Origin of the sequence: Phycicoccus sp. M110.8, from assembly GCF_032464895.1 — a bacterium.
Lineage (GTDB): Bacteria > Actinomycetota > Actinomycetes > Actinomycetales > Dermatophilaceae > Pedococcus.
In genome coordinates this window covers 1,110,503-1,130,204 of sequence record NZ_JAWDIC010000001.1, presented here as the reverse complement: position 1 = coordinate 1,130,204, position 19,702 = coordinate 1,110,503, and the positions used below count along the sequence as shown (strand labels likewise).

Genomic DNA, 19,702 nt, shown 5'->3' with positions numbered 1-19,702 from the left:
ATGAGGCGAGGTTTTGGCGAGAGTGACCGGACAGGAGTACCAGTGAGCAGCAGGCGGCAGCAGGGGCAACCGGACGTGCGGAAGCGGACGCTGTCGTCCGTCATCACCTCCCAGGTCCGACGGCGGATCCTTGACGGCACCTACCCGCCGGGGATGCAGCTCAACGAGGTCGACCTCGCCACGCAGTTCGCGACGAGCCGGGGACCGCTGCGCGAGGGCCTGCAACGCCTGGTCCAGGAGGGACTCCTGATCAGCGAGCCCCACCGTGGGGTGTTCGTGCCGGTCCTCACGGAGGAGGACCTCAAGGACGTCTACTTCGCACGGGCCGCCATCGAGCGCGCAGCCATGATCCGGATCGTCGAGTCCGGCCTCAAGGCGGCTGACATCGCAGCCCTCGAGCAGGCGCTAGGCCAGATGGCGGCGGGGATCAGGGACGAGGACTGGAGAGCCGTGGCAGCCGCGGACCTCCGGTTCCACGAGGTGGTCGTGGAGGCCGCAGGGTCACCGCGGCTCTCCCGCATGTATGCCACGTTGCTGGGGGAGTCCCGGCTCGGAATCAACCTGCTGTTGTCGACGATCGAGGGGCGGACGGACTACGTGGAGGAGCACCAGCAGATCTTCCAGCACCTCGTGGCCGGGGACAGGGAGGCGCTGATCAAGGAGCTCGAGGGCCACCTGCAGACCGGGCTGAACACGCTCATGACCATCGCCCCGGGTGACGGCACCGGGGTGGTTCACGCGGGAGACGGCCATGGGTGACGCGCTGACCGTCGAGGGGCTCACCGTCAGGCTGGGCCGACAGGACTCGGCCCCGGTCCTCGACGGCGTGTCGCTGTCCACGGCTCCGGGGGAGGTGCTGGCCCTGGTGGGGGAGTCGGGGTCCGGCAAGAGCATGACGGCCCTGTCGATCATGCGGCTGCTCCCTCCTGGGGCCCGCATGAGCGCCGAGACGTTGCGCCTCGGGGACGTGGATGTCCTCAACGCCAGCGAACGTGCCATGAACGAGGTCCGTGGCGGGCGCATCAGCATGCTGTTCCAGCAACCCAAGCGCATGCTCGATCCCACCTCGACCGTCGCGGCCCAGGTCGCCGAGCCCCTTCGTCGGCACGCCGGGCTGAGCCGGCGCCAGGCCCACGCGCGCGTCGTCGAGCTGCTGGCGGACGTGGGCATCGCCGAACCGGAGCGCCGGGCGCGCTCCTACGCCCACCAGCTCTCGGGCGGGATCGCGCAACGGGTGATGATCGCCATGGCGCTGGCCGGCCAGCCGGACGTCCTGATCGCCGACGAGCCGACAACAGCCCTCGACGTCACGGTTGAGGTGCAGATACTGAGGCTCATCAAGGCGAAGCAGGCCGAGACGGGGATGTCCGTCCTCTTCGTGTCCCACGACCTCGGCGTCGTCTCCTCGATCGCGGACCGGATCGCGGTCATGTATGCCGGGCGCATCGTCGAGACCGGGCCTGCGCAGGAGATCCTGAAGGCGCCGCAGCACCCGTACACCAAGGCCCTGATCCAGTGCTCCCTGTTGGAGCCGCAGCGAGACGGCGACCTCTTCATGATCCCCGGTGACGCGAACACGGCACGGGCGGTCGGTGACGGGTGTCGTTTCCGCCCACGGTGCCTGGTGTGCACGGCAGAGCACATCGAGGTCAAGTGCGAGACCCAGGAGCCGGCGCTGGCGGACTGTGGCTCGGTGCAGCACACGGCACGGTGCTGGGCCACGGCAGTGACGGAGAAGGCGGGATGAGCATGGTGGAAGCGGCCCCGTCGACGCCGACCGTCCAGCCGACCGCGGAGGACATCGTCGTCCTGCGCGACGTCGTCAAGCACTTCCGCGTGGGTCGTCGTCACCTCCTGGGCAAGCCCGACGTCGTGCACTCCGTCGATGGCGTGTCCCTGCGGGTGGGGCAGGGCGAGGTGCTGGGACTGGTCGGCGAGTCGGGCTCGGGCAAGAGCACCTTGGCCCGGGTGGTCCTGCGCCTGCTGCGGATCGACTCGGGAGTGGTCTCGGTCGACGGCACCGACGTCACGAGGGGCTCCGGCGCGACGGTCAGGGAACTGCGAACCAAGGCCCAGCTGGTCTTCCAGGACCCGCATGCGGCCATGGACCCGCGGATGACGCTCGGGGCGAGCCTGGCGGCCGTCCTGGCCACCCACGCGATCGGGACGAGGGCGGATCGTCGTGACCGGGTCGTGGCAGCCCTGGAGGAGGTGGGCCTGGACCCGACCTATGTGGACAGGTATCCCGGCGAGTGCTCGGGTGGCCAGCTCCAGCGGGTCGTGATCGCAAGGGCGCTGCTCACCAGCCCCAAGCTGCTGGTCTGTGACGAGCCCACGTCGGCCCTGGACGCCTCCGTGCAGGCCAAGGTGCTGAACCTGCTCAACCGGCTGCGCCGAGACCACCACCTCTCGATGATCGTGATCTCGCACGACCTGCGCGTGGTCCGGTTCGTGAGTGACCGCGTTGCCGTCATGTACCTCGGCCAGATCGTGGAGACGGCGCCGCGGGAGGACCTGTTCGAAGGAGCCCTCCACCCGTACACGATCGCCCTCCTGTCGGCTTCCGTCACGGCCGGCGACACGGTCGTCGCCGGCGAGCCCCCGTCACCCATCAACCCCCCTTCCGGATGCCGGTTCAACACGCGGTGTCCCCTGGCGACCGACACGTGCCGCACGGTGATGCCGGAGCTCCGCGAGGTCGGGGACGGGCACCAGGTCAGGTGCCACCGATGGGAGGAGTCGCGACAGCTCCTGGTGCACGAAGAGGAGGCGAACGCATGAGCCCGGTGGAGGAAGGCACGCGCACCTCGTCCGAGGTCGAGGTGTGGCAGCCACTTGCTGGTGGCTTCTGGGAGGGTCGCTGGCAGGACGGTGCCCGCTGGCTGAGCGTCCACGACCCGGAGGACGGTGCGGAGCTCGGGCGCGTCATGGACGCCACGGAGGACGAGGTTCGGCGTGCGGTGGATTACCTCGCTCGCAACTGGCAGTCCACCTCGTGGCCGCTGTGGCAGCGCCGAGAGACCTTGGAGAGTGCCGCGCACCGGCTGACGCACCTCGTCGAGCGCTTCGCCCATCTCATCGCCGCGGAGGGGTGTAAGACACTCGCCCAGGCGCGGAGCGAGGTCCTGCGGGCGACGGACACCCTGCGGGTCTCGGCGCGAGCGGCAGGCGAGCTGGCAGGCGGCACGGTGCCCTTCGACGACACAGCTCGCGGGACTGGGTGGCTCGGCTGGTACACCCGTGAACCCATCGGCGTGGTGGGGGCCATCACTCCCTTCAACGACCCGCTCAACCTCGTGGCCCACAAGCTCGGTCCGGCTCTGATCGCCGGGAACCCCGTGGTCCTCAAGCCCGCCGCCCCCACCCCGCTGTCGGCGTACGCGCTGGTCGACCTCCTCCTGGAGTGCGGGGTGCCGGGATCGTTCCTGGCGGTGGTGAGCGGCGCGGACGCCGGGCCGGCGCTCGTCGCCGACCGCCGGGTGGAGGTCATCTCCTTCACCGGGGGGCCGCGCACGGCCGACCGCATCGCGGCCGGCGGCCCGGCTCGAAAGCTGTTGATGGAGCTGGGCGGTAACAACGCCCTGATCGCATGTGCGGACGCAGACCCCGGCCAGGTGGCCGACGCGGTCGTCCAGGGTGCCTTCGGTGTCGCGGGGCAGAACTGCCTGTCGGTGCAGCGCGTCTTCATCGCGGCCGAGCTCTTCGATGCCGTGCTCGACCGAGTCGTGGCCGGGGCGCAGGCACTGAGGGTCGGGAGCAAACGGAGCGAGGACACGGATGTGGGTCCGCTCATCTCGGTGGAGGAGGCGACCCGGGTCAGCAGCTGGGTGGACGAGGCGGTCCGGGCCGGGGCGACACTGCACACCGGTGGCGTGCGCACCGGAGCCTTCCTGACGCCTGCCGTCCTGACCGGCGTGCCCGAGGACGCGAGGCTCCGCCTCGAGGAGGTCTTCGGACCGGTGGTGTCCCTGGAGCCGTTCGAGGACCTGACCGAGGCCGTGGCATCCGCCAACGCGGTCGAGACAGGTTTGCAGGCCGGTGTCTTCACCCGCGACCTCGACGTGGCCCTTTCCGTCGCCGCGGACCTGCGAGTAGGGGCGGTGATGATCAACGAGAGCTCCGACTTCCGCGTGGACGCCATGCCGTTCGGCGGTTTCAAGCGTTCGGGGATCGGACGGGAGGGGCCCGAGCTGGTCGTTCGCGAGCTGACCGAACCCAAGATCGTCGCGGTGCGCCGGCAACCGCCGCCCGCGGTCACGGCCGATGGTCGAGCGACGTCGTGAGGGTCGTGCTCCTGGGAGCGCCGGGCGCGGGAGCAGCCACCCAGGCCGGCCTCCTGTCCGAGTCGCTGGGGCTGCCCGCTGTCGGTGGCGACCACGTCCTGCGCGTCCACGCGGCGGGCACACCCCTCGGAGCGCGAGTGCGGGCGGCACTCGCCGCGGGGATGGAACCCACGGACGTCGACTGCGTGGCCCTGGTCCGCGAGCGGCTGTCCCACCGTGACACCCGACGAGGCTGGTTGCTGCACGGGTTCCCCCGCACCCCTGAGCAGGCCCAGCACCTCGAGCGATGGTGCACGGACTGCGGGCAGACGCTCGACCTGGCCATCCTGCTGGGCGTACCGCACCAGGAGGCACTGCGCCGGCTCCCGGCCGATGGCGACCGGCTGAGGCGACGGGTCGTGGGCTTCGACGACACGGTCGGGCCGTTGCTGTCCTGGTTCCAGGCCCGGGGCCTCCTCGCCGTGGTGGACGGGCGCGGGACCCCCGAGCAGGTGACCCGGCGATGTCTCGCAGAGCTCAGACGCGTCGCTGCGGCCCGGAGGGTGCCGGCCTGAGGACGGCCGCGAGCGCCCCACCCCGGGCGGCGGTGGTGGGGCCGGCGAGTGGTGCAGCACCGGCACACGAGGAGGGCGGCATCAACTTGTATGTCGTTGTGCTCCAACGCAATTGGGTGCAGCCGCTGGCGACGCAGAAAACCGAGAATGATCGCTGGAAACAATTGATTCAACATGAATCTAATGTGTACGCTCGCAGCACCACATCCCGAGACAGCTGACTGCCGATGGAGGCACCGACCAATGAGCGACATCCTCACCCCCAGGTTCATCACCTTCGACATGCTGGGCACGCTCACGAACTTCCAGCTCGCTCCGATCGTCACCTCCGTTCTCGACGGGGTCGTGCCGCCTGATGACCACTCCCTCCTTCGGGACCACTTCAGCAGCTACCGCGAGGACGAGGTGCTGGGCGAGTACAAGCCCTACCCCCAGGTCATCCGTGACTCCTGGGAGCGGACGTGCAAGCGGTGGAAGATCGAGTTCCGCCAGTCCGACGTCGACCAGATGGTCGACGCCATCCCGACCTGGGGGCCGCACCCGGACGTCGTGGAGCCGCTGCAGCGGCTTGCGAAGAAGTACCCCCTGGTGATCCTGACGAACCACTCCGACCACCTCGTCAACGGCAACGTCGAGAAGCTCGGCGTGGAGTTCTACCGGGTGTTCACAGCCGAGCAGGCGGGGGCCTACAAGCCACGCCTTCGTGCGTTCGAGTACATGCTCGACGAGCTGGACGCCGACCCGGCCGACCTGCTGCACGTGTCGGCGCACATCTGGTACGACGTCATCCCAGCCACCGCGATGGGGATCAAGGAGATCGCGTACATCGACCACGGTGACGAGCCCCTCGACTACGCCGGCGTCCGACGCACCACGCTCGCAGGCGTGGCGGACCTGGTCGGCGCCTAGAGACGCGGACGGCCTCTCGTGCACCAGTTCCCATCGGTCATCGCGTCCCTCGGCGACCGCGTCAGCACGCCGGCTCCCATCGTCCTCATCGACGTCGTGGAGGAGAACATCAACAGGATGCAGGCCTTTGCGCAGACCCACGGCAAGCAGCTGCGCCCCCACGTCAAGACCCACAAGAGCCTCGAGATCGGGCGTCTGCAGCTGTCGGCAGGTGCCTGCGGGCTGACTGCCGGCACCCTCAGCGAGGCGGAGATCTTCGCCGGAGCCGGGTGCGACAGCATCTTGCTGGCGTACCCGGTGTGGCCGGCCGGGTCGAAGGGCGAACGGCTCCAGCGCCTGGTGCAACGCACGGACCTCAGCGTCGGCATCGAGAGCCGTGAGGCCGTCGACGCGCTCGCCGACGCGATGGGAACCCTTCGCAGCCGACTGGGAGTCGTCGTCGAGGTCGACTGTGGCGCCAGGCGTTCGGGTGTGCGCCCGGACGCGGCGGGCGCGCTCGCGGCATACGCGAGGTCACGCGGTCTCCACGCTCGGGGCGTGTTCACCTACCCGGGCCATGGCGGCACCGTGGGTGCGCGAGAGGACGCCGCACGCGACCAGGCTGCGGCGCTGCGTGAGGCCGTGGACGCTCTGACCGAGAACGGCATCGAGGCGGAGGTCGTGAGCGCGGGGTCGACGCCGACCGCGGAGTTCAGCATCGACCCGGTCATCTCCGAGATCCGGCCCGGGGAGTACGTCTTCAACGACTACGACAACTTCCGGCTCGGTGACTGCGCGACCCAGGATGTCGGTCTGTTCCTTGCCAGCACGGTCGTGAGCGACCAAGGTCATGAGCACGTGATCCTCGATGCGGGCACGAAGGCCCTCGCGCGTGAGGGCAATCCTGACCGGGGCTACGGCCAGGTCCCGAGCTACGGCGGCTACCTGGCGAAGCTCAACGAGTACCACGGCTTCCTGCGCCTGCCCCCGGGAGGCGCTAGGCCCCGGGTCGGGGAGCGGATCGCGGTCGTGCCCCACCACGTCTGCCCGGTCGTCAACAGCTTCGACGAGCTCCTGGTCACCGACAGCGCCGGCAGCCTCCTGGACCGTTGGCGAGTCGACGCCCAAGGCCAGCTCAGCTGAGCCACCGCACCTCCATACGTCGGACGAGACACACCTCGATCGACAAAACACCTCAATCGACCAGTAAGGATGCGCTGTGACGGACAGAACGCCTGAAGAGGCACTGCGGGAGCTCGGCATCACACTCCCGGTGGTGGCCGAGGACCCCAAGTACACCAGCTGGCGCGCCTCCGCCGCCGGCCTCATCTTCGTCGCCGGACAGCTGCCCTACCGGGACGGGGTCCTGCCCCGGACAGGGGCCGTCGGAGACGATGTGGACGTGGAGACGGCCCGGGACCTGATGCGTACCGCGACGGTCAACGCCTTGGCCGTGGCGTCTCAGGCCACGGGAGGCATCGGACGACTCCGGATCGTGCAGATGCTCGCACTCGTCGCCAGCGCACCAGGGTTCGGCGGTCAGTCGAACGTCGCGGACGCAGGCAGCGAGCTGCTCGTCGAGGTCCTCGGTGAGCGCGGGCGGCATGCACGGACCGCGATCGGTGTCGCTGCCCTCCCGCGGACCAGCCCCGTGGAGGTCCAGCTGGTCGTCGAGGTCGCGCAGTGATGCCCGGGCAGGGCTGTCTCCCGTCCCCTCGAGCGCGAGCTGGCTGCCAGTACAGCGACATCCGCAACGCATGCCAGACGGAGGCCGGTTCATGAGCAGGCCCCTGCGCGTGGTCATCACGGGCGCCTCCAGTGGCATCGGTGAGGCCGTGGCCGAACGGTTCCGCAGGGATGGCGCCGAGCTCCTGCTGACCGGGCGTCGAACACAGTCGCCATCCGGACTGGGACCCCGCGACCAGTACATCCCCGCTGATCTCGGTGATGAGTCCCAGGCCAGGCACATCCTGGGCGAAGCGGTCGCACGGTTCGGTGAGATCGACAGCCTTGTTCTCTGCCACGGGTTGCAGCGAGACGCCGGGCTGACCGAGATGGCGGTCGAGGACGCTGCTGAGGTCATCGACGCCAACCTCCTCAGCGTCTTCACGGTCGTGAAGCACGCGATACCGCACATGAGCCGCGAACGAGGGTCCATCGTCTGCGTGAGCTCTCGGCTGGGGATGGTGGGGATGGCCGGCCAGGTGCTCTACTCGGCCGCCAAGGGCGGCCTCATCATGTTCGCGAGGGCCGCCGCGATCGAGCTGGCCCCGCAGGGCATCCGCGTCAACGTCGCAGCTCCCGGCCTGACACTGACGCCGGCGATACGGACCAGCTTCGCGCGGAAGGACGACCCAGCGGATTACACCGCGCAGCGGGCCTCGACGATCCCACTGCGACGTCTTGCCGAGCCCAGCGAGATCGCCGAGCCCATCTACTTCCTCGCCTCGCCGGCTTCCTCGTACGTCACGGGCGTCGTCCTGCCCATCGATGGGGGCTACACGGCGGGTTGAGCACACCTCGCGCAGTCACCGGAGCGCTTCGACGCCCTGTCTGGCGACGCGATCAAGGAGCTCGATGGTGGCGCCCCAGCGGGCCTCCTCGGCAGCGCCGACGGCTGCCGCGTGGCCTTCCTCTGTGTAGTCGACCACGCGAAGCCGGGGAGGCTCGGCGACCTCGTCCGCCAGGTGCCGCTCCACCTCGGCGAGGCTCCGCTCGACGAGGGGCGCGAGTCTGCCGGTGAAGACGATCTCCTTGGGATCCGACATCACGACGATGGCGCGCAGGGCGTGCTCGAGGGCGACCGCGAAGGCGCGGCCCAAGCGCTTGACCTCCTCCGAGTCCGTCTGCCACAGGTCCTCCATCGCGGGCAGCTCGCGTCCCAGCCGCCTGGAAGCCTCGAAAAGCCCGTGCGCGCCGAGCAGGTCGCCGATCCGGAGGCGCCCCAGCTCGGTCTCCACGGGGATGAGGCCGAAGTCGCCGAAGGACGAGCTCCTGCCCTCCGCGATGGTCCCGTCGGCTCGCCGCAGGGACATCGTCAGGACCGAGCCGAAGTTCAGCAGCACGGGGAAGGCCTCGCGATCAAGGAGCCTCAGCGCCTCGAGCCCGGCAAGGATCATCGCGGCATCGGTCTCGATCCGGACAGGGCAGCCGAGCCTGTCCGCGAGCAGCCGCCCGAACTCGGGACCCTCGATGACGCCCATGAACAAGGGCAGGCGGGCCCCGACCTGGCCGTTGATGGCTCGGGCCGGGACCGCCACGACGAGACGCCTCAACCTCGGGTGCACGCGCTCCAGTGCCGCCGTCACGACGCCGGCAGCCCAGTCCACAGCATCGCCGAGGTCCCTCCAGGTGGGCGTCTGGAGCTGCTCCTGGGCGAGCTCGGTTCCGAGCAGGTCGGTCACCAGAACCCTCGAGCTCCGCAGCCCGAGGCTGAGGCCGGCGCTCGCGCCGAGCGCACTCGTGGCGCGGAGCGACCCCGGGCGGCGCCCGCGCGCGGAAGGGTCGACCGGTTCGGACGTTTCCATCACCACTGCGCCCACGTCGAGCAGGTCGTCGACGAGTCGCCAGACCGTGGCCTTGCTGAGCGCTGTCTCCTCCTCCAGCTGCTTGCGAGTCACCTCGTCACGACGCAGGAGGGCGCGCAGCAGCAGCGACAGGTTCTGGTTTCGGAGCGTCTGGGGGGAGAGCGGTTCAGGCGTGTTCATGGAGGTGCTCCGACGACGGGTGGCGGCACGCGACTCGAGCAGGTGGGGGGCGCTCACCGAGTTCCGGTCCCCCGAGAGACTCAGCGCTGGCCACCCGTCCACCAACTCCTTCTGCTGTCGAGGTCCAGTGTCGGCGCAGTCGCCGATCGCGGAGGCCAGTATCAGCACACGAGGTGCGCCGGGGACCACCCGGCTTCGTGGCCCTGTTCGAGACGCCGAGTCTCGCAGGGGCCAGTCAGGCTCGCGACGACACCATGTCGGAGAGGGACCGCACGGCGAGAGCCGCGTGCAACGCCGCTCCGTCTGCGAGGACCTCGTCGGAGAAGGTCGCGTAGGGGGAGTGGTTGTCAGCGGAGGTCTGCCACGCCTCGCCGCCTGTGGACGCGCCGAGTAGGAGCATCGCGCCCGGGACCCTCTCCAGGATCCTGGAGAAGTCCTCGGCCAACATCGTCGGGTCCGGCATCCACTCCCAGCGACGCTGCCCGAGAACCGTGCCGACGACCTCCTCGGCGACGGTGACGGCGCCGCCGGCGTTCACGGTCACCGGGTAGTGCCGCTCGAAGCGGACGTCGGCGTCCAGCCCGTGAGAGTCCGCGACACCACGACAAAAGCGCACGACGTCGTGTTCAAGACCGTCAAGCACCTCGGAGTCGAAGCATCGGATCGTGGCGGCGAAGGACGCCGACTCGGGGATGATGTAGGCGGCGTTGCCGGCGTTGAACCTCCCTACGGTGAGAACGGCTGGGGCGAAGGCTGACACCGTCCGCGTCATGATGGTCTGCAGGCCGCCGACCATCGCGGCCGCCACCGGCACCGGGTCCTTGGCGCGATGCGGCGCGGACCCGTGCCCACCCATCCCGCGGACGGTCACGTGCAGCTGGTTGCTCGCCGCCATCAAGGGCCCTTGGCGGGAAAGGACCTGACCGCGGGGCACGGTCCCACTGAGGACGTGCAGGGCCCATGCGACATCCGGCCTTCGACCTGCCACCTGAAGAAGTCCCTCACTGAGCATCACCTCCGCGCCGCCGCCCTCCTCCTCGCCCGGCTGGAACGCGAAGATGACGTCCCCCTTCACCTCTTCTCGACGCGAGCAGAGCGTCTTCGCCGCACCGACGAGCATCGCCATGTGCAGGTCATGGCCGCAGGCGTGCATGCGACCCCGGTGACGGCTGCGGTAGTCGACCTCGGCCCGCTCCTCGATGGGAAGTCCGTCCATGTCCGCGCGCAAGAGCGTGACCGGGCGTTCCCCGTGGGTCGTCCCCGAACCATGCAGCACCGCGGTGATCGACGAGCAGCGTGTGCCAGTCCGCACCTCGAGATCGAGACCTGACAGGGCGTCGAGGATCAGGCCCTGGGTGGCCGGCAGCTCCAGCCCGAGCTCCGGGATGGCGTGCAACTCATGACGTAGCCCGGTCAACTCGGGCAGCAGGCGCTTCTTCGCGTCTTCGCCACTCGTCATGATTCAACCGTCCGATTGTCGACAATGTGACGCCAGTCAACGTGTTGCGCCCGGTCAGCGCAAGAGCTGTCCACGTGGACGGTCATCGGACCACGTCGACCCCATGGGGTTTGCCTCGCCGAATCACGGGTGCTGCGCGCTCGTCACGAGCGCTCCCGGTCGAAGCAGCGTCCACGTTGTGCCCGACTGTGTTGCGTCAGCCCTCTGCGAGCTGTTCGGGGCGGAAGGGGGCACCGTGGCCCGGCACGATCAGCACGGGTTCGAGGGCCAGGAGGGCGGCGCGTGAGCGCTCCAACGCCTGCTGGTCCTCCGCCAGCGGGTCGACGACCGGGCCGTCCTGCGACCACCACAGGTGGGTGCAGGCGACGAGGCCGTCGGCGGTGTCGACCAGCGTGGTGATGTCCTGGGCGGTGTGCCCGGGGGTGGCCATCAGGCGCACCGAGGGCGACAGCTCGAACCCGTCGGCCGGCCGGTCGACCCAGGTGTCGTCCTGGTAGATCGCCCAGAAGTCGTGGAACCGGGCCTTCGTGAAGAGGGCGGCGTTGAGGGTGTGGTCGGGGTGGTGGTGGCTGAAGACCACGTCGGCGACGTCCGTGGGGTCGAGGCCGAGGGACGACAGGGGGTCGAGGATCATGGCGCGGTTCGCGACCATGCCGGGGTCGACGACGACGGTGTGGCCGGGCTCGCGGACGAGCACCACGGTGCTGGCGACCCGGTCGCCGGCGTAGCCCGCCGTCAGCACGGTCAGCTCTGCGGTCATGCCCTCATCGTGGCACTGCACAGGGGTACCGGAAACCCGTGAGCCTCAAGGGAGACCGAGATCCTCGCTAGCGCGGGGGCCGATGGTCCCTGTCCACCCCATCCCAGCGGAACGAGAGTTGAACTTGTCCTCACCGTCACGGGTGCAGGGTGAGGGAGACGTTCCCGCCCGCCTCTCGGGGCAGCGCCAACGTTGCACACAGGCGCACCTCGGAGGCGACCATGTCCGGGACCCGCCCAGCTCGGCGACACCGCATCTCGATCCTGGCAGGTACGTTGGCCCTCACGCTCGGCCTCGTGCTCGCCCCGGCCCTGGCGCCGCAAGGCATTGCTCCGCCTGCCCGGGCTGCAGTCCGGTCGTGCTCGTCCACGACGCCCGTCGCCTACCGGCCAACCCTGCGGATCGGGGACACGGGAAGCTGCGTCAAGGTCCTGCAGCGGTCCCTGGTCGCCAAGGGCTACTCCGTCGGCGTGTGGGGTGCCGACGGGGCCTTCGGCAACGCGACCTACCTCGCGGTGCGGCGCTTCCAGTCCGACTACGTCGGCGTGACCATCGACGGCATCGTCGGTCAGCAGACCTGGCGGACGCTCATCAACGGTGGCACGCGGTACGCGCGGAGCACCGGCCCGAACCGGTCGAGCCGGGTCGTCCTGAGCTACGACGACTGCCCGACGAGCCTCGCGGCATTCCAGAGCACGGTCCTCGCAGCCCAGAGGCTCGGCATCGCGCTCGTGCTGTTCCCGACCGGCACGTGCATCGCGTCCGGGAAGTTCAGCCCGGCATACGCGCGCAGCCACGGCCACTGGGTCTTCAACCACACGATCACCCACCCGAACCTCACCACCCTCACCTACGCCGGCGTCCTGAAGCAGCTCGGTCCGCCCGGTGTCGTGACGACCTTCGGCCGGCCGCCGGGTGGCAACTACAACACGCTGACCGTCCTGAACGCCTACGCGGTGAAGGCGATGCGCGTGTGGACCTGGAACGTCGACACCCGCGACTGGACGGGGAAGTCCCAGTCCGCAGTCGTGTCGTATGCCGTGACGTACGCCCGCGCGGGAAGCACCGTCCTCATGCACATGGGCTGGCATGCGTTCAACGGCAACGCCATTGCGCAGATCAAGGCAGGCCTCAACGCCCGTGGACTCGGCGTCTGCCGCAACCTCGGCGCGACCGCAGTCGCTCCGTCGACCGTCCCCTGCTGAGGGCCCCCCAGGGAGGACCGAGCCGTGTGGCGGGCGCGGAGCCGTCACGACTGAACACCCCACGCTGCGGAGACGGTGGGCCTGGACCATTCGATCGACACCGACACCGACACCGACATCGGCGCCTGGTGCCCGGTGCTGGTCAGGCGCCCTGCTCGGCGGCCTCGCCGTCTTTGGTACCGAAGAGGATTCGCAGGGCGATCTGCCGGTTGACGCGGACGTGCTCGAGGGCGAGCGTGGCCGCGTGCTCGGAGTCGCGGGACGCCATCGCGGCGAACAGGCCCTCGTGCTCGTGCAGCAGCTCGGAGACGTCCTCGTTCTGGCGGAACAGCCAGTGCAGGCGCCCCTGGAGCGGTTCGAGGAGGCTGGCGAGGAGGTCGTTGTGGGCGAACCGGACGATCGCGTCGTGGAAGGCCTCGTTGGACTCCTGTGCACCGGCGGCGTCGCCTCGGGCCAGGGCTGCCTCACCCTCGGCCAGTACGTGTCGCAGCGCCGCCAGCTCCTCGTTCGTGGCCTGTTCCGTGGCCAGGCGCGTGGCCAGGAACTCGAGGGCCTCGCGGACGTCGAAGAGCTCCTCCACGTCGCGCCGGGACAGGTGGCGGACGACGACGCCCTTGCGGGGGACGACCTGCACGAAGCCCTCGGTCTCGAGGGTCCGCAGCGCCTCCCGGACGGGGACCCGCGAGACGCCGAACTCCTCGGCGAGCTCGCGCTCGACCATCTTGCTGCCCGGCTGCAGCCGACCGTCGGCGATCCTGCGCCGGAGCTCGTCACGGACCTGGTCGCGCAGCGGGGTGTGGAGCATCCCGAGCGGCGCTCGTTCGGCTGGACTCTGCATTCGGGTCTCCTCCGGTCGTGGTTGCCGGCTGCCCGCCGCGCCGGGGTGACGGTCTGGCGGGCAGCCGGTGGTGCGTCGGGTCAGCGTCCGACGCAGTCTGGTCGTTCCGGTTGCGCGAAGGGGAATCGCTGCCGGAAGTCGGCTGCTGCGGTGTCGAAGGTGGTGAACGTGACGCCCTCGTGTGAGCGCCAGTACTCGATCAGCCGCTCGAGCATGAGCAGGACCTGCGGCCGCCCCGAGACGTCCGGGTGCAGCGTCACCGGGAACACCGCGTAGTCGAGCTCGCGGTAGACCCAGTCGAACTGGTCGTTCCACAGGCGCTCGATGTCATGGGGACTCACGTAGCCGTGGCTGTTGCTGGCGTGCTTGTTGAACATCATCGGAGGCAGGTCGTCGACGTACCAGTTGCCGCAGAACTCGACGAGGTCCACCTCGCTGCCGTGGCCCATCGGCTTCATCCAGGCGTCGGCCTTGGCGGAGAAGTCGATCTTCGTCCAGTCGTCGCCGACGCGTGCGTAGAACGGGACGAAGTCGTTGTAGTTCTGCGAGTGGTCGTAGGTGAAGCCGTTCTCCAGGAGCAGCGCCGCCGTGTGCTCGCTCATCTCCCACCAGGGGGCGACGTACCCGCGTGGGGCCTGGCCGGACAGCTTGTGCACCAGCTCGATGCTGTGGAGCAGCACCTCCCGCTCCTGCTCGAGGCTCATCGCCACCGGGTTCTCGTGGCAGTACCCGTGGGCGCCGATCTCGTGGCCGGCATCGGCCACCGCCTGCATCTGCGCGGGGAAGGACTCGATGGAGTGCCCCGGGATGAACCAGGTGGTCTGCAGCTCGTACCTCTCGAACAGCCGCAACAGCCGGGGAGAGCCCACCTCCCCTGCGAAGACCCCACGCTGGATGTCGTTCGGCGAGTCCTGCCCGCCGTAGGACCCCAGCCAGCCCGCGACTGCGTCGACGTCCACACCGAGACAGATCTTGATGTCCTTGCTCATGGTTCGTCCCTCTCTCAGTCGAGCGCGTCGACGGTCTGCGGTGCGATGGTCCTGGACACCGCCACCTGACGGGTGGAGGCGGCCGACCGGCGCATGGCCCAGTGGTACGCGACCCCGGAGAGCACGACACCGAGGGGCCAGGAGAAGGGTGCGGCCGAGGAGAAGGCCGGCACGAGGGCGATGATCGCCGAGACCGTCGCGGTGGGCACGAAGACCGCGATGGCGGTGCGGTTCACACCGCGGGAGTAGTGGTACGCGCCGCCCTCGTCGACCCGGTACAGGTCGTCGAGGACGATGTGGCCGCGGCGGACGAGGAAGTAGTCGACGGCCAGGATCCCGAAGAGCGGCCCGAGGAGGGCGCCGAGCCCGCCGAGGAAGTAGTTGACGACCACCGGGCTGGAGTACAGCTTCCACGGCATGACGACCAGGGCGAGCACGGCACTGATGAGGCCGCCACGCTTGAAGGTGATCTTCTTGGGCCAGATGTTGGCCAGGTCGTATGCCGGGGAGACGAAGTTCAGCACGACGTTCACGCCGACCGTGGCGATGATGAACATGACGGCGCCGACGACGAGGACGGCGGTGTTGGGCACCTTGGCGATGATCAGCGCGGGGTCCGTGATGGTCTCCCCGAACACCGTGAGGGCGCCGACCGTCGTCGCCACGCTGACGGCGGCGAAGGCGACGAAGTTGACCGGGATCCCCCAGAAGGTCCCGAAGCGAACGGCCTTCTTGTCCTTGCCGAAACGGGTGAAGTCGCAGTAGTTGAGCATCATCGTCGCGTAGGTGGCGACGAGGAGGAATGCCCCGCCGATCACGGCCAGGGGAGCCCCACCCTTGACCGGCTGCACGGACCGGTTCATCGGCAGGTGCCAGTTCGCCTGGGAGAAGAGCCAGACCGCCATGCCCAGCATGACCACCCAGATCAGCGGGCCGGCCCAGTCCTGGAACCGGCGGACGGCCTCCATCCCTCGCGTCACGACGAACATCTGGAGCAGCCACAGCAGGAGGAAGCACGCCCAGCCGAGCAGCGAGAGGCCGAGGAACGAGCGCTCCTGCCACGCGCTCAGCCCCGGGTCGATCCGCAGCAGCAGCACGACGACGGCCAGGGACGCCAGGTAGGTCTGGATGCCGTACCAGGCGATCGCGATGACGGCCCTGACGAGCGCCGGCAGGTTCGCCCCCCAGATGCCGAAGCTGAGTCGTGCCATGACGGGGAAGGGGACGCCGGTCTCGACGCCCATGCGTCCGGCGAGCAGGAGCCCGAAGTACAGGACCGTGATGCCGATGGCGAGGGAGAGGAGCACCTGCCAGGCCGTCAGGCCGAGGGCGAACATCCCCGCCACGAAGGTGTAGGTGCCGATGTTGTGGATGGCGGACATCCAGACGGCGAAGTAGTTGTACGAGTGCCAGTGACGTTCGGTCGAGGGCGCGAGGTCCTCGTTGTAGAGCCGACCTTCGGGGTCGAGCGCCGCCAGGTGGGGGTGGGGGACGTTCGGCATGGGAACTCCAGGGGTGGATCACTGCGGGGTGCTGACTGATCCCGTTCCGCGGGGATGGGCGGAACACTGGTATGCGGTATACCAACAATGGAGGGGCCGTGCCGGGCTGTCAAGGGGTTCGTCCGAGAGGCCGCGGGGGTATGCCGCGTGACCACCTGGCCGGGCGCACCCCGCGGCCACGGCTCACGGGTGGGTGGCCGCGGTGGTGCTCACCAGGCGACCTCCTTGCACCCGGTGTGGGTGTCGGGCTCGACCTGGAGGGTGGCGTGCTCGACGCCGAACCGCGTCCGCATGACCTGGCTCGCCTCGTCGAGGACGGTGTGCGGGTCGGCGCTGGCATCGGTCATCAGGTGGGCGGTCGCGACGTTCATGCCGGACGTCAGGGTCCACAGGTGCAGGTCGTGCACGTCGGTCACGCCCGGCACCGCGGCCAGCGCGTCTGCGACGGTCTCGGGCGGGGTGTCCGAAGGGGCGTGCTGGCCCAGGACGAGCAGCACCTCCCGGCCGAGCATGACGGCCCGCACGGCGACGAATGCCGCGATGGCCAGAGCGATCCCGGTGTCCCACCACGGGTTCCCGGTGGTGCGGACCAGCGTTCCGGCGACGATCACGCCGAGGGAGCCGACGGTGTCCGCGACGACCTCGAGGTAGGCGCCCTTGACGTTGAGCGACTCGCTCGCCCCGCCGCGCAGCAGCAGAAGGGCCGCCACGTTGACCACGAGCCCGATGGCGCCGACGACCAGCATCGCGCCGGACGCGATCTCCGGCGTCGACCCGATGCGCCCGATCGCCTCGACGGCGATGTACACCGACACCCCGATCATGAGCAGGACCGCGAGGCCGGAGGCGAAGACCTCGGCCCGGTAGGAGCCGAAGGTGCGCAGTCCGGTGCTGTCCGGACGGGTGGCGATCCGCGTGGCCACCAGTGCCGCGCCGAGCGCCACGACGTCCGCCGCCATGTGCCCGGCGTCGGACAGCAACGCCAGCGAGCCGGACGTCAGCGCCGTGACCAGCTCGACGACGAAGAAGGCGGCGATCAGGACGAACGCGAGCTGCAGGCGCCACCGGTGCGTGGCGCCGGCGTGCCCGTGGCTGTGCCCGTGCGAGTGCCCGCTCATCGTGCCTGCTCGTGGTGCACGTGCTCGCGCGTGAGGTCCAGGAGCATCCGCACGTGCGCGTCGGCGAGCCGGTAGTAGACCAGCCGCCCCTGCCGCCGTCCCGTCACGACGCCCGAGGCCCGCAGCATCCGCAACGACTGCGACACGGTCGTCTCCTGCTGGTCGGTGGCCGCGGCGAGGTCGCACACGCACAGCTCTCCGGCCTCCAGGAGCGCGTACAGCAACCGTGCCCGTGTCGGGTCGCCCAAGAGCTTGAACAACGATGCGGACCGGGTGAGCGCCTCCGTCGACAGCGCGGCTCGGCGGACCATCTCCACCTTGTCCGGGTGGACGCACCGGTCCGCGCAGGCCTCGAGGGCGACCACCTTCTCATCTGAACGCATGCTCAGATGATGGTGATGGGGCGCCGGCCTGTCCAGTCGTGGCCACGGACCGGACGCTCGACCTGTTCAGGCGGAGGTGCTGCGCTGGTCCAGCCAGTTCTTGGCGAGGCTGGCCAGGGCGGCCGTCACCAGCACGACGACGATGAAGCCGAGCGAGGTGAGGATGCCGATCTGCGGCAACGGGATCGAGCCCAGGTGGTCGATGTGCGACCCGTGCAGCGCCTCGATGATGAGCTTGGCGCCGATGAACGCGAGGATCGCCGACAGCCCGATGTTGAGGTAGATCAGCCGCTCGAGCAGCCCGCCCACGAGGAAGTACAGCTGGCGCAGGCCCATGAGCGCGAAGGCGTTGGCCGCCACGATCACGAACGCGTCCTGGGTGAGGCCGAAGATCGCGGGGATCGAGTCGAGGGCGAAGACGACGTTCGCCAGCCCGATGGCGCTGATCGCGATGACCAGCGGCGTCCAGTGCCGCCGTCCCTCGTGGTGCACCGCGAGGCGGTCGCCGTGGTAGTGCGGCGTCATGGGCAGCACGCGGCGCAGGACCCGCAGGAGGCGGTACTCCTCGAAGTCCGGGTCGTCGTCCTCGCGCAGCAGCGTCACGGCCGTGTAGATCAGCAGCAGCCCGAAGAGGTAGAAGGTCCACGACGCCGCCGCGATGAGAGCCGCTCCGGCGAAGATGAACACCGCGCGCAGGAGCATCGACAGCACGATGCCGAGGTACAGGACCTTGTCCTGGGCGGCGCGGGGGACCGCGAACTTCGTCATGATGATGACGAAGACGAAGAGGTTGTCCACGGACAGGCTGTACTCCGTGATGTAGCCGGAGAAGAACTCCGCGCCGGTGCGACCGCCAACCGTCAGGGCGACCACCACCCCGAACGCCACGGCGAGCGCCACGTAGAAGGTGACCCAGCGGACGGACTGGGCCATGCCGACCTCACCGCCGCGTCGGGCGATGACGCGCAGGTCGACGACGACGACCAGGGTGAGCAGGGCGAGGGTGAACGCCCAGGCGTACGCGGGCACGGAACTGACCATGACGAAACCTCCGGAGGCACAACGGATCTCCGGAGGTCTCCTCCGCCGCACGTCGCGGCCCCGGGCACCGGGTCAGCCGTGCTGACCGTGTTGACGACGTCCGGGTCAGGGAGTACTCCCCTCCACCGCGGCGGACGTTACCGCACGCGCGGGCGACCGTGGCGGCATACCCGCTTGTCGGTATGCCGCGCGGGCCGGCCGGTCAGCGCACGACCAGGGCGAGCGCGGAGACCACCGTGGCGGCGAGGACCGCCTGGTCGAAGCGGGCCTGGCTCAGCCGGCGCGCAGAGTGCAGCCCGGCCCACGCGCCGAGCACGACGACCGGTGCCAGCAGGGCGGTGCGCGCCAGCGTCGCGGTCGAGAACAGCCCGAGTGCGGCGCTGAAGGGCACCTTGCACAGGTTGACGCCGAAGAAGAAGACGGCGCTCGTGCCGAGGAACCGCTTCTTCTCCACGCCCCGGGCGACGAGGTAGAGGGTCATGACCGCTCCGGCGGCGTTCGCGGTCATCGTCACGAAGCCGGCGGCCAGGCCCGTGCCGAGCCCGGCAGCCGTGGAGTGGCCGATGGGTGGGGCCGCGGAGGAGCGGCGCGCCAGCACGAGCTGCATCGCCGCGAGCAGGAGCAGCAGCACGCCGATGCTGCGACGCAGCACGGTGTCGTCGACCACCGCGAGGAACAGCGCCCCGACGGCGAGGCCGGGCAGGACCGCCGGGATCAGCCGGCGCAGCAGGCCCAGGTCGGCGTCACGGTGGTAGTGCCACACCGCGACCACGTCGCCCACGAGCAGCAGCACGAGGATCGCGGCCGTGGACTCGCGAGCAGGCATGAGGCTGGCGAAGATCGCCACCGCCACACTCCCCAGGCCGCCGATTGCCGTCTTGGCGAAGCCCACGAGCAGGGCTGCCACGACGAAGAGCAGCACGGCGAGCACCTCGGGACTCTAGCCCGCGCGCGCCCCATCCCCGCATCCAGTGC

20 protein-coding genes are annotated in these 19,702 nt (G+C 69.6%); 10 read left to right on the top strand and 10 right to left on the bottom strand.

From position 1 onward, the window contains the following. Positions 1 to 42: 42 nt before the first annotated feature. From RKE38_RS05265 to RKE38_RS05225, 9 genes are all read left to right on the top strand, one after another. Positions 43 to 759, top strand: a complete 717-nt coding sequence (locus RKE38_RS05265; RefSeq protein WP_316006393.1) for a GntR family transcriptional regulator — start codon at positions 43 to 45, stop codon at positions 757 to 759. Beyond that, positions 752 to 1,747, top strand: a complete 996-nt coding sequence (locus tag RKE38_RS05260; protein ID WP_316006392.1) for an ABC transporter ATP-binding protein — start codon at positions 752 to 754, stop codon at positions 1,745 to 1,747. Before RKE38_RS05265 ends, RKE38_RS05260 begins: the two co-directional genes overlap by 8 nt. Further along, positions 1,744 to 2,781: an oligopeptide/dipeptide ABC transporter ATP-binding protein gene (locus RKE38_RS05255; protein ID WP_316006391.1), complete on the top strand. Its 1,038-nt coding sequence runs from the start codon at positions 1,744 to 1,746 to the stop codon at positions 2,779 to 2,781. The genes RKE38_RS05260 and RKE38_RS05255 overlap by 4 nt, the downstream gene beginning before the upstream one ends. Beyond that, positions 2,778 to 4,283: an aldehyde dehydrogenase family protein gene (locus RKE38_RS05250; protein WP_316006390.1), complete on the top strand. Its 1,506-nt coding sequence runs from the start codon at positions 2,778 to 2,780 to the stop codon at positions 4,281 to 4,283. Before RKE38_RS05255 ends, RKE38_RS05250 begins: the two co-directional genes overlap by 4 nt. After that, positions 4,280 to 4,837 (top strand): adenylate kinase family protein, encoded by a 558-nt coding sequence (locus RKE38_RS05245; RefSeq protein WP_316006389.1) that lies wholly within the window; start codon positions 4,280 to 4,282, stop codon positions 4,835 to 4,837. The genes RKE38_RS05250 and RKE38_RS05245 overlap by 4 nt, the downstream gene beginning before the upstream one ends. 243 nt (positions 4,838 to 5,080) lie before the next feature. Further along, complete coding sequence (locus RKE38_RS05240; protein ID WP_316006388.1) at positions 5,081 to 5,746, top strand: haloacid dehalogenase type II; 666 nt, start codon at positions 5,081 to 5,083, stop codon at positions 5,744 to 5,746. Positions 5,747 to 5,764: 18 nt separating this feature from the next. Then, a complete protein-coding gene (locus RKE38_RS05235) occupies positions 5,765 to 6,868 on the top strand; it encodes an alanine racemase (RefSeq protein ID WP_316006387.1) in 1,104 nt (367 codons plus the stop codon). A gap of 76 nt (positions 6,869 to 6,944) precedes the next feature. Then, positions 6,945 to 7,412, top strand: coding sequence for a RidA family protein (locus tag RKE38_RS05230; RefSeq protein WP_316006386.1), 468 nt, complete (start codon positions 6,945 to 6,947; stop codon positions 7,410 to 7,412). A gap of 91 nt (positions 7,413 to 7,503) precedes the next feature. Beyond that, on the top strand, positions 7,504 to 8,238 hold the full coding sequence (locus RKE38_RS05225) for an SDR family NAD(P)-dependent oxidoreductase (RefSeq protein ID WP_316006385.1): 735 nt from the start codon (positions 7,504 to 7,506) through the stop codon (positions 8,236 to 8,238). A gap of 15 nt (positions 8,239 to 8,253) precedes the next feature. Here the strand turns inward: RKE38_RS05225 and RKE38_RS05220 are convergent, their stop codons facing one another. The 3 genes from RKE38_RS05220 to RKE38_RS05210 all read right to left on the bottom strand — a co-directional run bounded on the left by RKE38_RS05220 (position 8,254) and on the right by RKE38_RS05210 (position 11,651). Further along, positions 8,254 to 9,432, bottom strand: coding sequence for a hypothetical protein (locus RKE38_RS05220; protein WP_316006384.1), 1,179 nt, complete (start codon positions 9,430 to 9,432; stop codon positions 8,254 to 8,256). Positions 9,433 to 9,667: 235 nt separating this feature from the next. Next, positions 9,668 to 10,891: a M20 family metallopeptidase gene (locus RKE38_RS05215; RefSeq protein WP_316006383.1), complete on the bottom strand. Its 1,224-nt coding sequence runs from the start codon at positions 10,889 to 10,891 to the stop codon at positions 9,668 to 9,670. A gap of 196 nt (positions 10,892 to 11,087) precedes the next feature. Further along, the gene (locus tag RKE38_RS05210; RefSeq protein WP_316006382.1) at positions 11,088 to 11,651 is read right to left on the bottom strand and encodes an MBL fold metallo-hydrolase; all 564 of its coding nucleotides are present in this window, start codon (positions 11,649 to 11,651) and stop codon (positions 11,088 to 11,090) included. A gap of 221 nt (positions 11,652 to 11,872) precedes the next feature. On the opposite strand from RKE38_RS05210, the gene RKE38_RS05205 reads away from it, so the two are divergent. After that, complete coding sequence (locus tag RKE38_RS05205; RefSeq protein WP_316006381.1) at positions 11,873 to 12,856, top strand: peptidoglycan-binding protein; 984 nt, start codon at positions 11,873 to 11,875, stop codon at positions 12,854 to 12,856. A gap of 142 nt (positions 12,857 to 12,998) precedes the next feature. Here the strand turns inward: RKE38_RS05205 and RKE38_RS05200 are convergent, their stop codons facing one another. The 7 genes from RKE38_RS05200 to RKE38_RS05170 form a co-directional block, all read right to left on the bottom strand. Next, positions 12,999 to 13,694 (bottom strand): GntR family transcriptional regulator, encoded by a 696-nt coding sequence (locus RKE38_RS05200; RefSeq protein WP_316006380.1) that lies wholly within the window; start codon positions 13,692 to 13,694, stop codon positions 12,999 to 13,001. Between the two features lie 80 nt (positions 13,695 to 13,774). Then, complete coding sequence (locus tag RKE38_RS05195) at positions 13,775 to 14,683, bottom strand: polysaccharide deacetylase (protein ID WP_316006379.1); 909 nt, start codon at positions 14,681 to 14,683, stop codon at positions 13,775 to 13,777. Between the two features lie 14 nt (positions 14,684 to 14,697). Next, on the bottom strand, positions 14,698 to 16,185 hold the full coding sequence (locus tag RKE38_RS05190) for an NCS1 family nucleobase:cation symporter-1 (RefSeq protein WP_316006378.1): 1,488 nt from the start codon (positions 16,183 to 16,185) through the stop codon (positions 14,698 to 14,700). Positions 16,186 to 16,394: 209 nt separating this feature from the next. Beyond that, positions 16,395 to 17,303 (bottom strand): cation diffusion facilitator family transporter, encoded by a 909-nt coding sequence (locus tag RKE38_RS05185; RefSeq protein ID WP_316006377.1) that lies wholly within the window; start codon positions 17,301 to 17,303, stop codon positions 16,395 to 16,397. Continuing rightward, positions 17,300 to 17,686 (bottom strand): ArsR/SmtB family transcription factor, encoded by a 387-nt coding sequence (locus tag RKE38_RS05180; RefSeq protein WP_410055431.1) that lies wholly within the window; start codon positions 17,684 to 17,686, stop codon positions 17,300 to 17,302. Before RKE38_RS05180 ends, RKE38_RS05185 begins: the two co-directional genes overlap by 4 nt. A 66-nt stretch (positions 17,687 to 17,752) precedes the next feature. After that, a complete protein-coding gene (locus tag RKE38_RS05175) occupies positions 17,753 to 18,727 on the bottom strand; it encodes a TerC/Alx family metal homeostasis membrane protein (protein ID WP_316006376.1) in 975 nt (324 codons plus the stop codon). 202 nt (positions 18,728 to 18,929) lie between these two features. Then, positions 18,930 to 19,658: a sulfite exporter TauE/SafE family protein gene (locus RKE38_RS05170; protein ID WP_316006375.1), complete on the bottom strand. Its 729-nt coding sequence runs from the start codon at positions 19,656 to 19,658 to the stop codon at positions 18,930 to 18,932. Between the last annotated feature and the right edge of the window lie 44 nt (positions 19,659 to 19,702).

What these genes read in the sequence shown, in the direction of transcription:
- RKE38_RS05205 (WP_316006381.1), top strand. Translation starts at nt 11,873, where the DNA reads ATGTCCGGGACCCGCCCAGCTCGGCGACACCGCATCTCGATCCTGGCA.
- RKE38_RS05175 (WP_316006376.1), bottom strand. Translation starts at nt 18,727, where the DNA reads ATGGTCAGTTCCGTGCCCGCGTACGCCTGGGCGTTCACCCTCGCCCTG.
- RKE38_RS05210 (WP_316006382.1), bottom strand. Translation starts at nt 11,651, where the DNA reads ATGACCGCAGAGCTGACCGTGCTGACGGCGGGCTACGCCGGCGACCGG.
- RKE38_RS05255 (WP_316006391.1), top strand. Translation starts at nt 1,744, where the DNA reads ATGAGCATGGTGGAAGCGGCCCCGTCGACGCCGACCGTCCAGCCGACC.
- RKE38_RS05225 (WP_316006385.1), top strand. Translation starts at nt 7,504, where the DNA reads ATGAGCAGGCCCCTGCGCGTGGTCATCACGGGCGCCTCCAGTGGCATC.
- RKE38_RS05250 (WP_316006390.1), top strand. Translation starts at nt 2,778, where the DNA reads ATGAGCCCGGTGGAGGAAGGCACGCGCACCTCGTCCGAGGTCGAGGTG.
- RKE38_RS05185 (WP_316006377.1), bottom strand. Translation starts at nt 17,303, where the DNA reads ATGAGCGGGCACTCGCACGGGCACAGCCACGGGCACGCCGGCGCCACG.
- RKE38_RS05180 (WP_410055431.1), bottom strand. Translation starts at nt 17,686, where the DNA reads ATGCGTTCAGATGAGAAGGTGGTCGCCCTCGAGGCCTGCGCGGACCGG.
- RKE38_RS05195 (WP_316006379.1), bottom strand. Translation starts at nt 14,683, where the DNA reads ATGAGCAAGGACATCAAGATCTGTCTCGGTGTGGACGTCGACGCAGTC.
- RKE38_RS05215 (WP_316006383.1), bottom strand. Translation starts at nt 10,891, where the DNA reads ATGACGAGTGGCGAAGACGCGAAGAAGCGCCTGCTGCCCGAGTTGACC.
- RKE38_RS05260 (WP_316006392.1), top strand. Translation starts at nt 752, where the DNA reads ATGGGTGACGCGCTGACCGTCGAGGGGCTCACCGTCAGGCTGGGCCGA.
- RKE38_RS05240 (WP_316006388.1), top strand. Translation starts at nt 5,081, where the DNA reads ATGAGCGACATCCTCACCCCCAGGTTCATCACCTTCGACATGCTGGGC.
- RKE38_RS05200 (WP_316006380.1), bottom strand. Translation starts at nt 13,694, where the DNA reads ATGCAGAGTCCAGCCGAACGAGCGCCGCTCGGGATGCTCCACACCCCG.
- RKE38_RS05190 (WP_316006378.1), bottom strand. Translation starts at nt 16,185, where the DNA reads ATGCCGAACGTCCCCCACCCCCACCTGGCGGCGCTCGACCCCGAAGGT.
- RKE38_RS05220 (WP_316006384.1), bottom strand. Translation starts at nt 9,432, where the DNA reads ATGAACACGCCTGAACCGCTCTCCCCCCAGACGCTCCGAAACCAGAAC.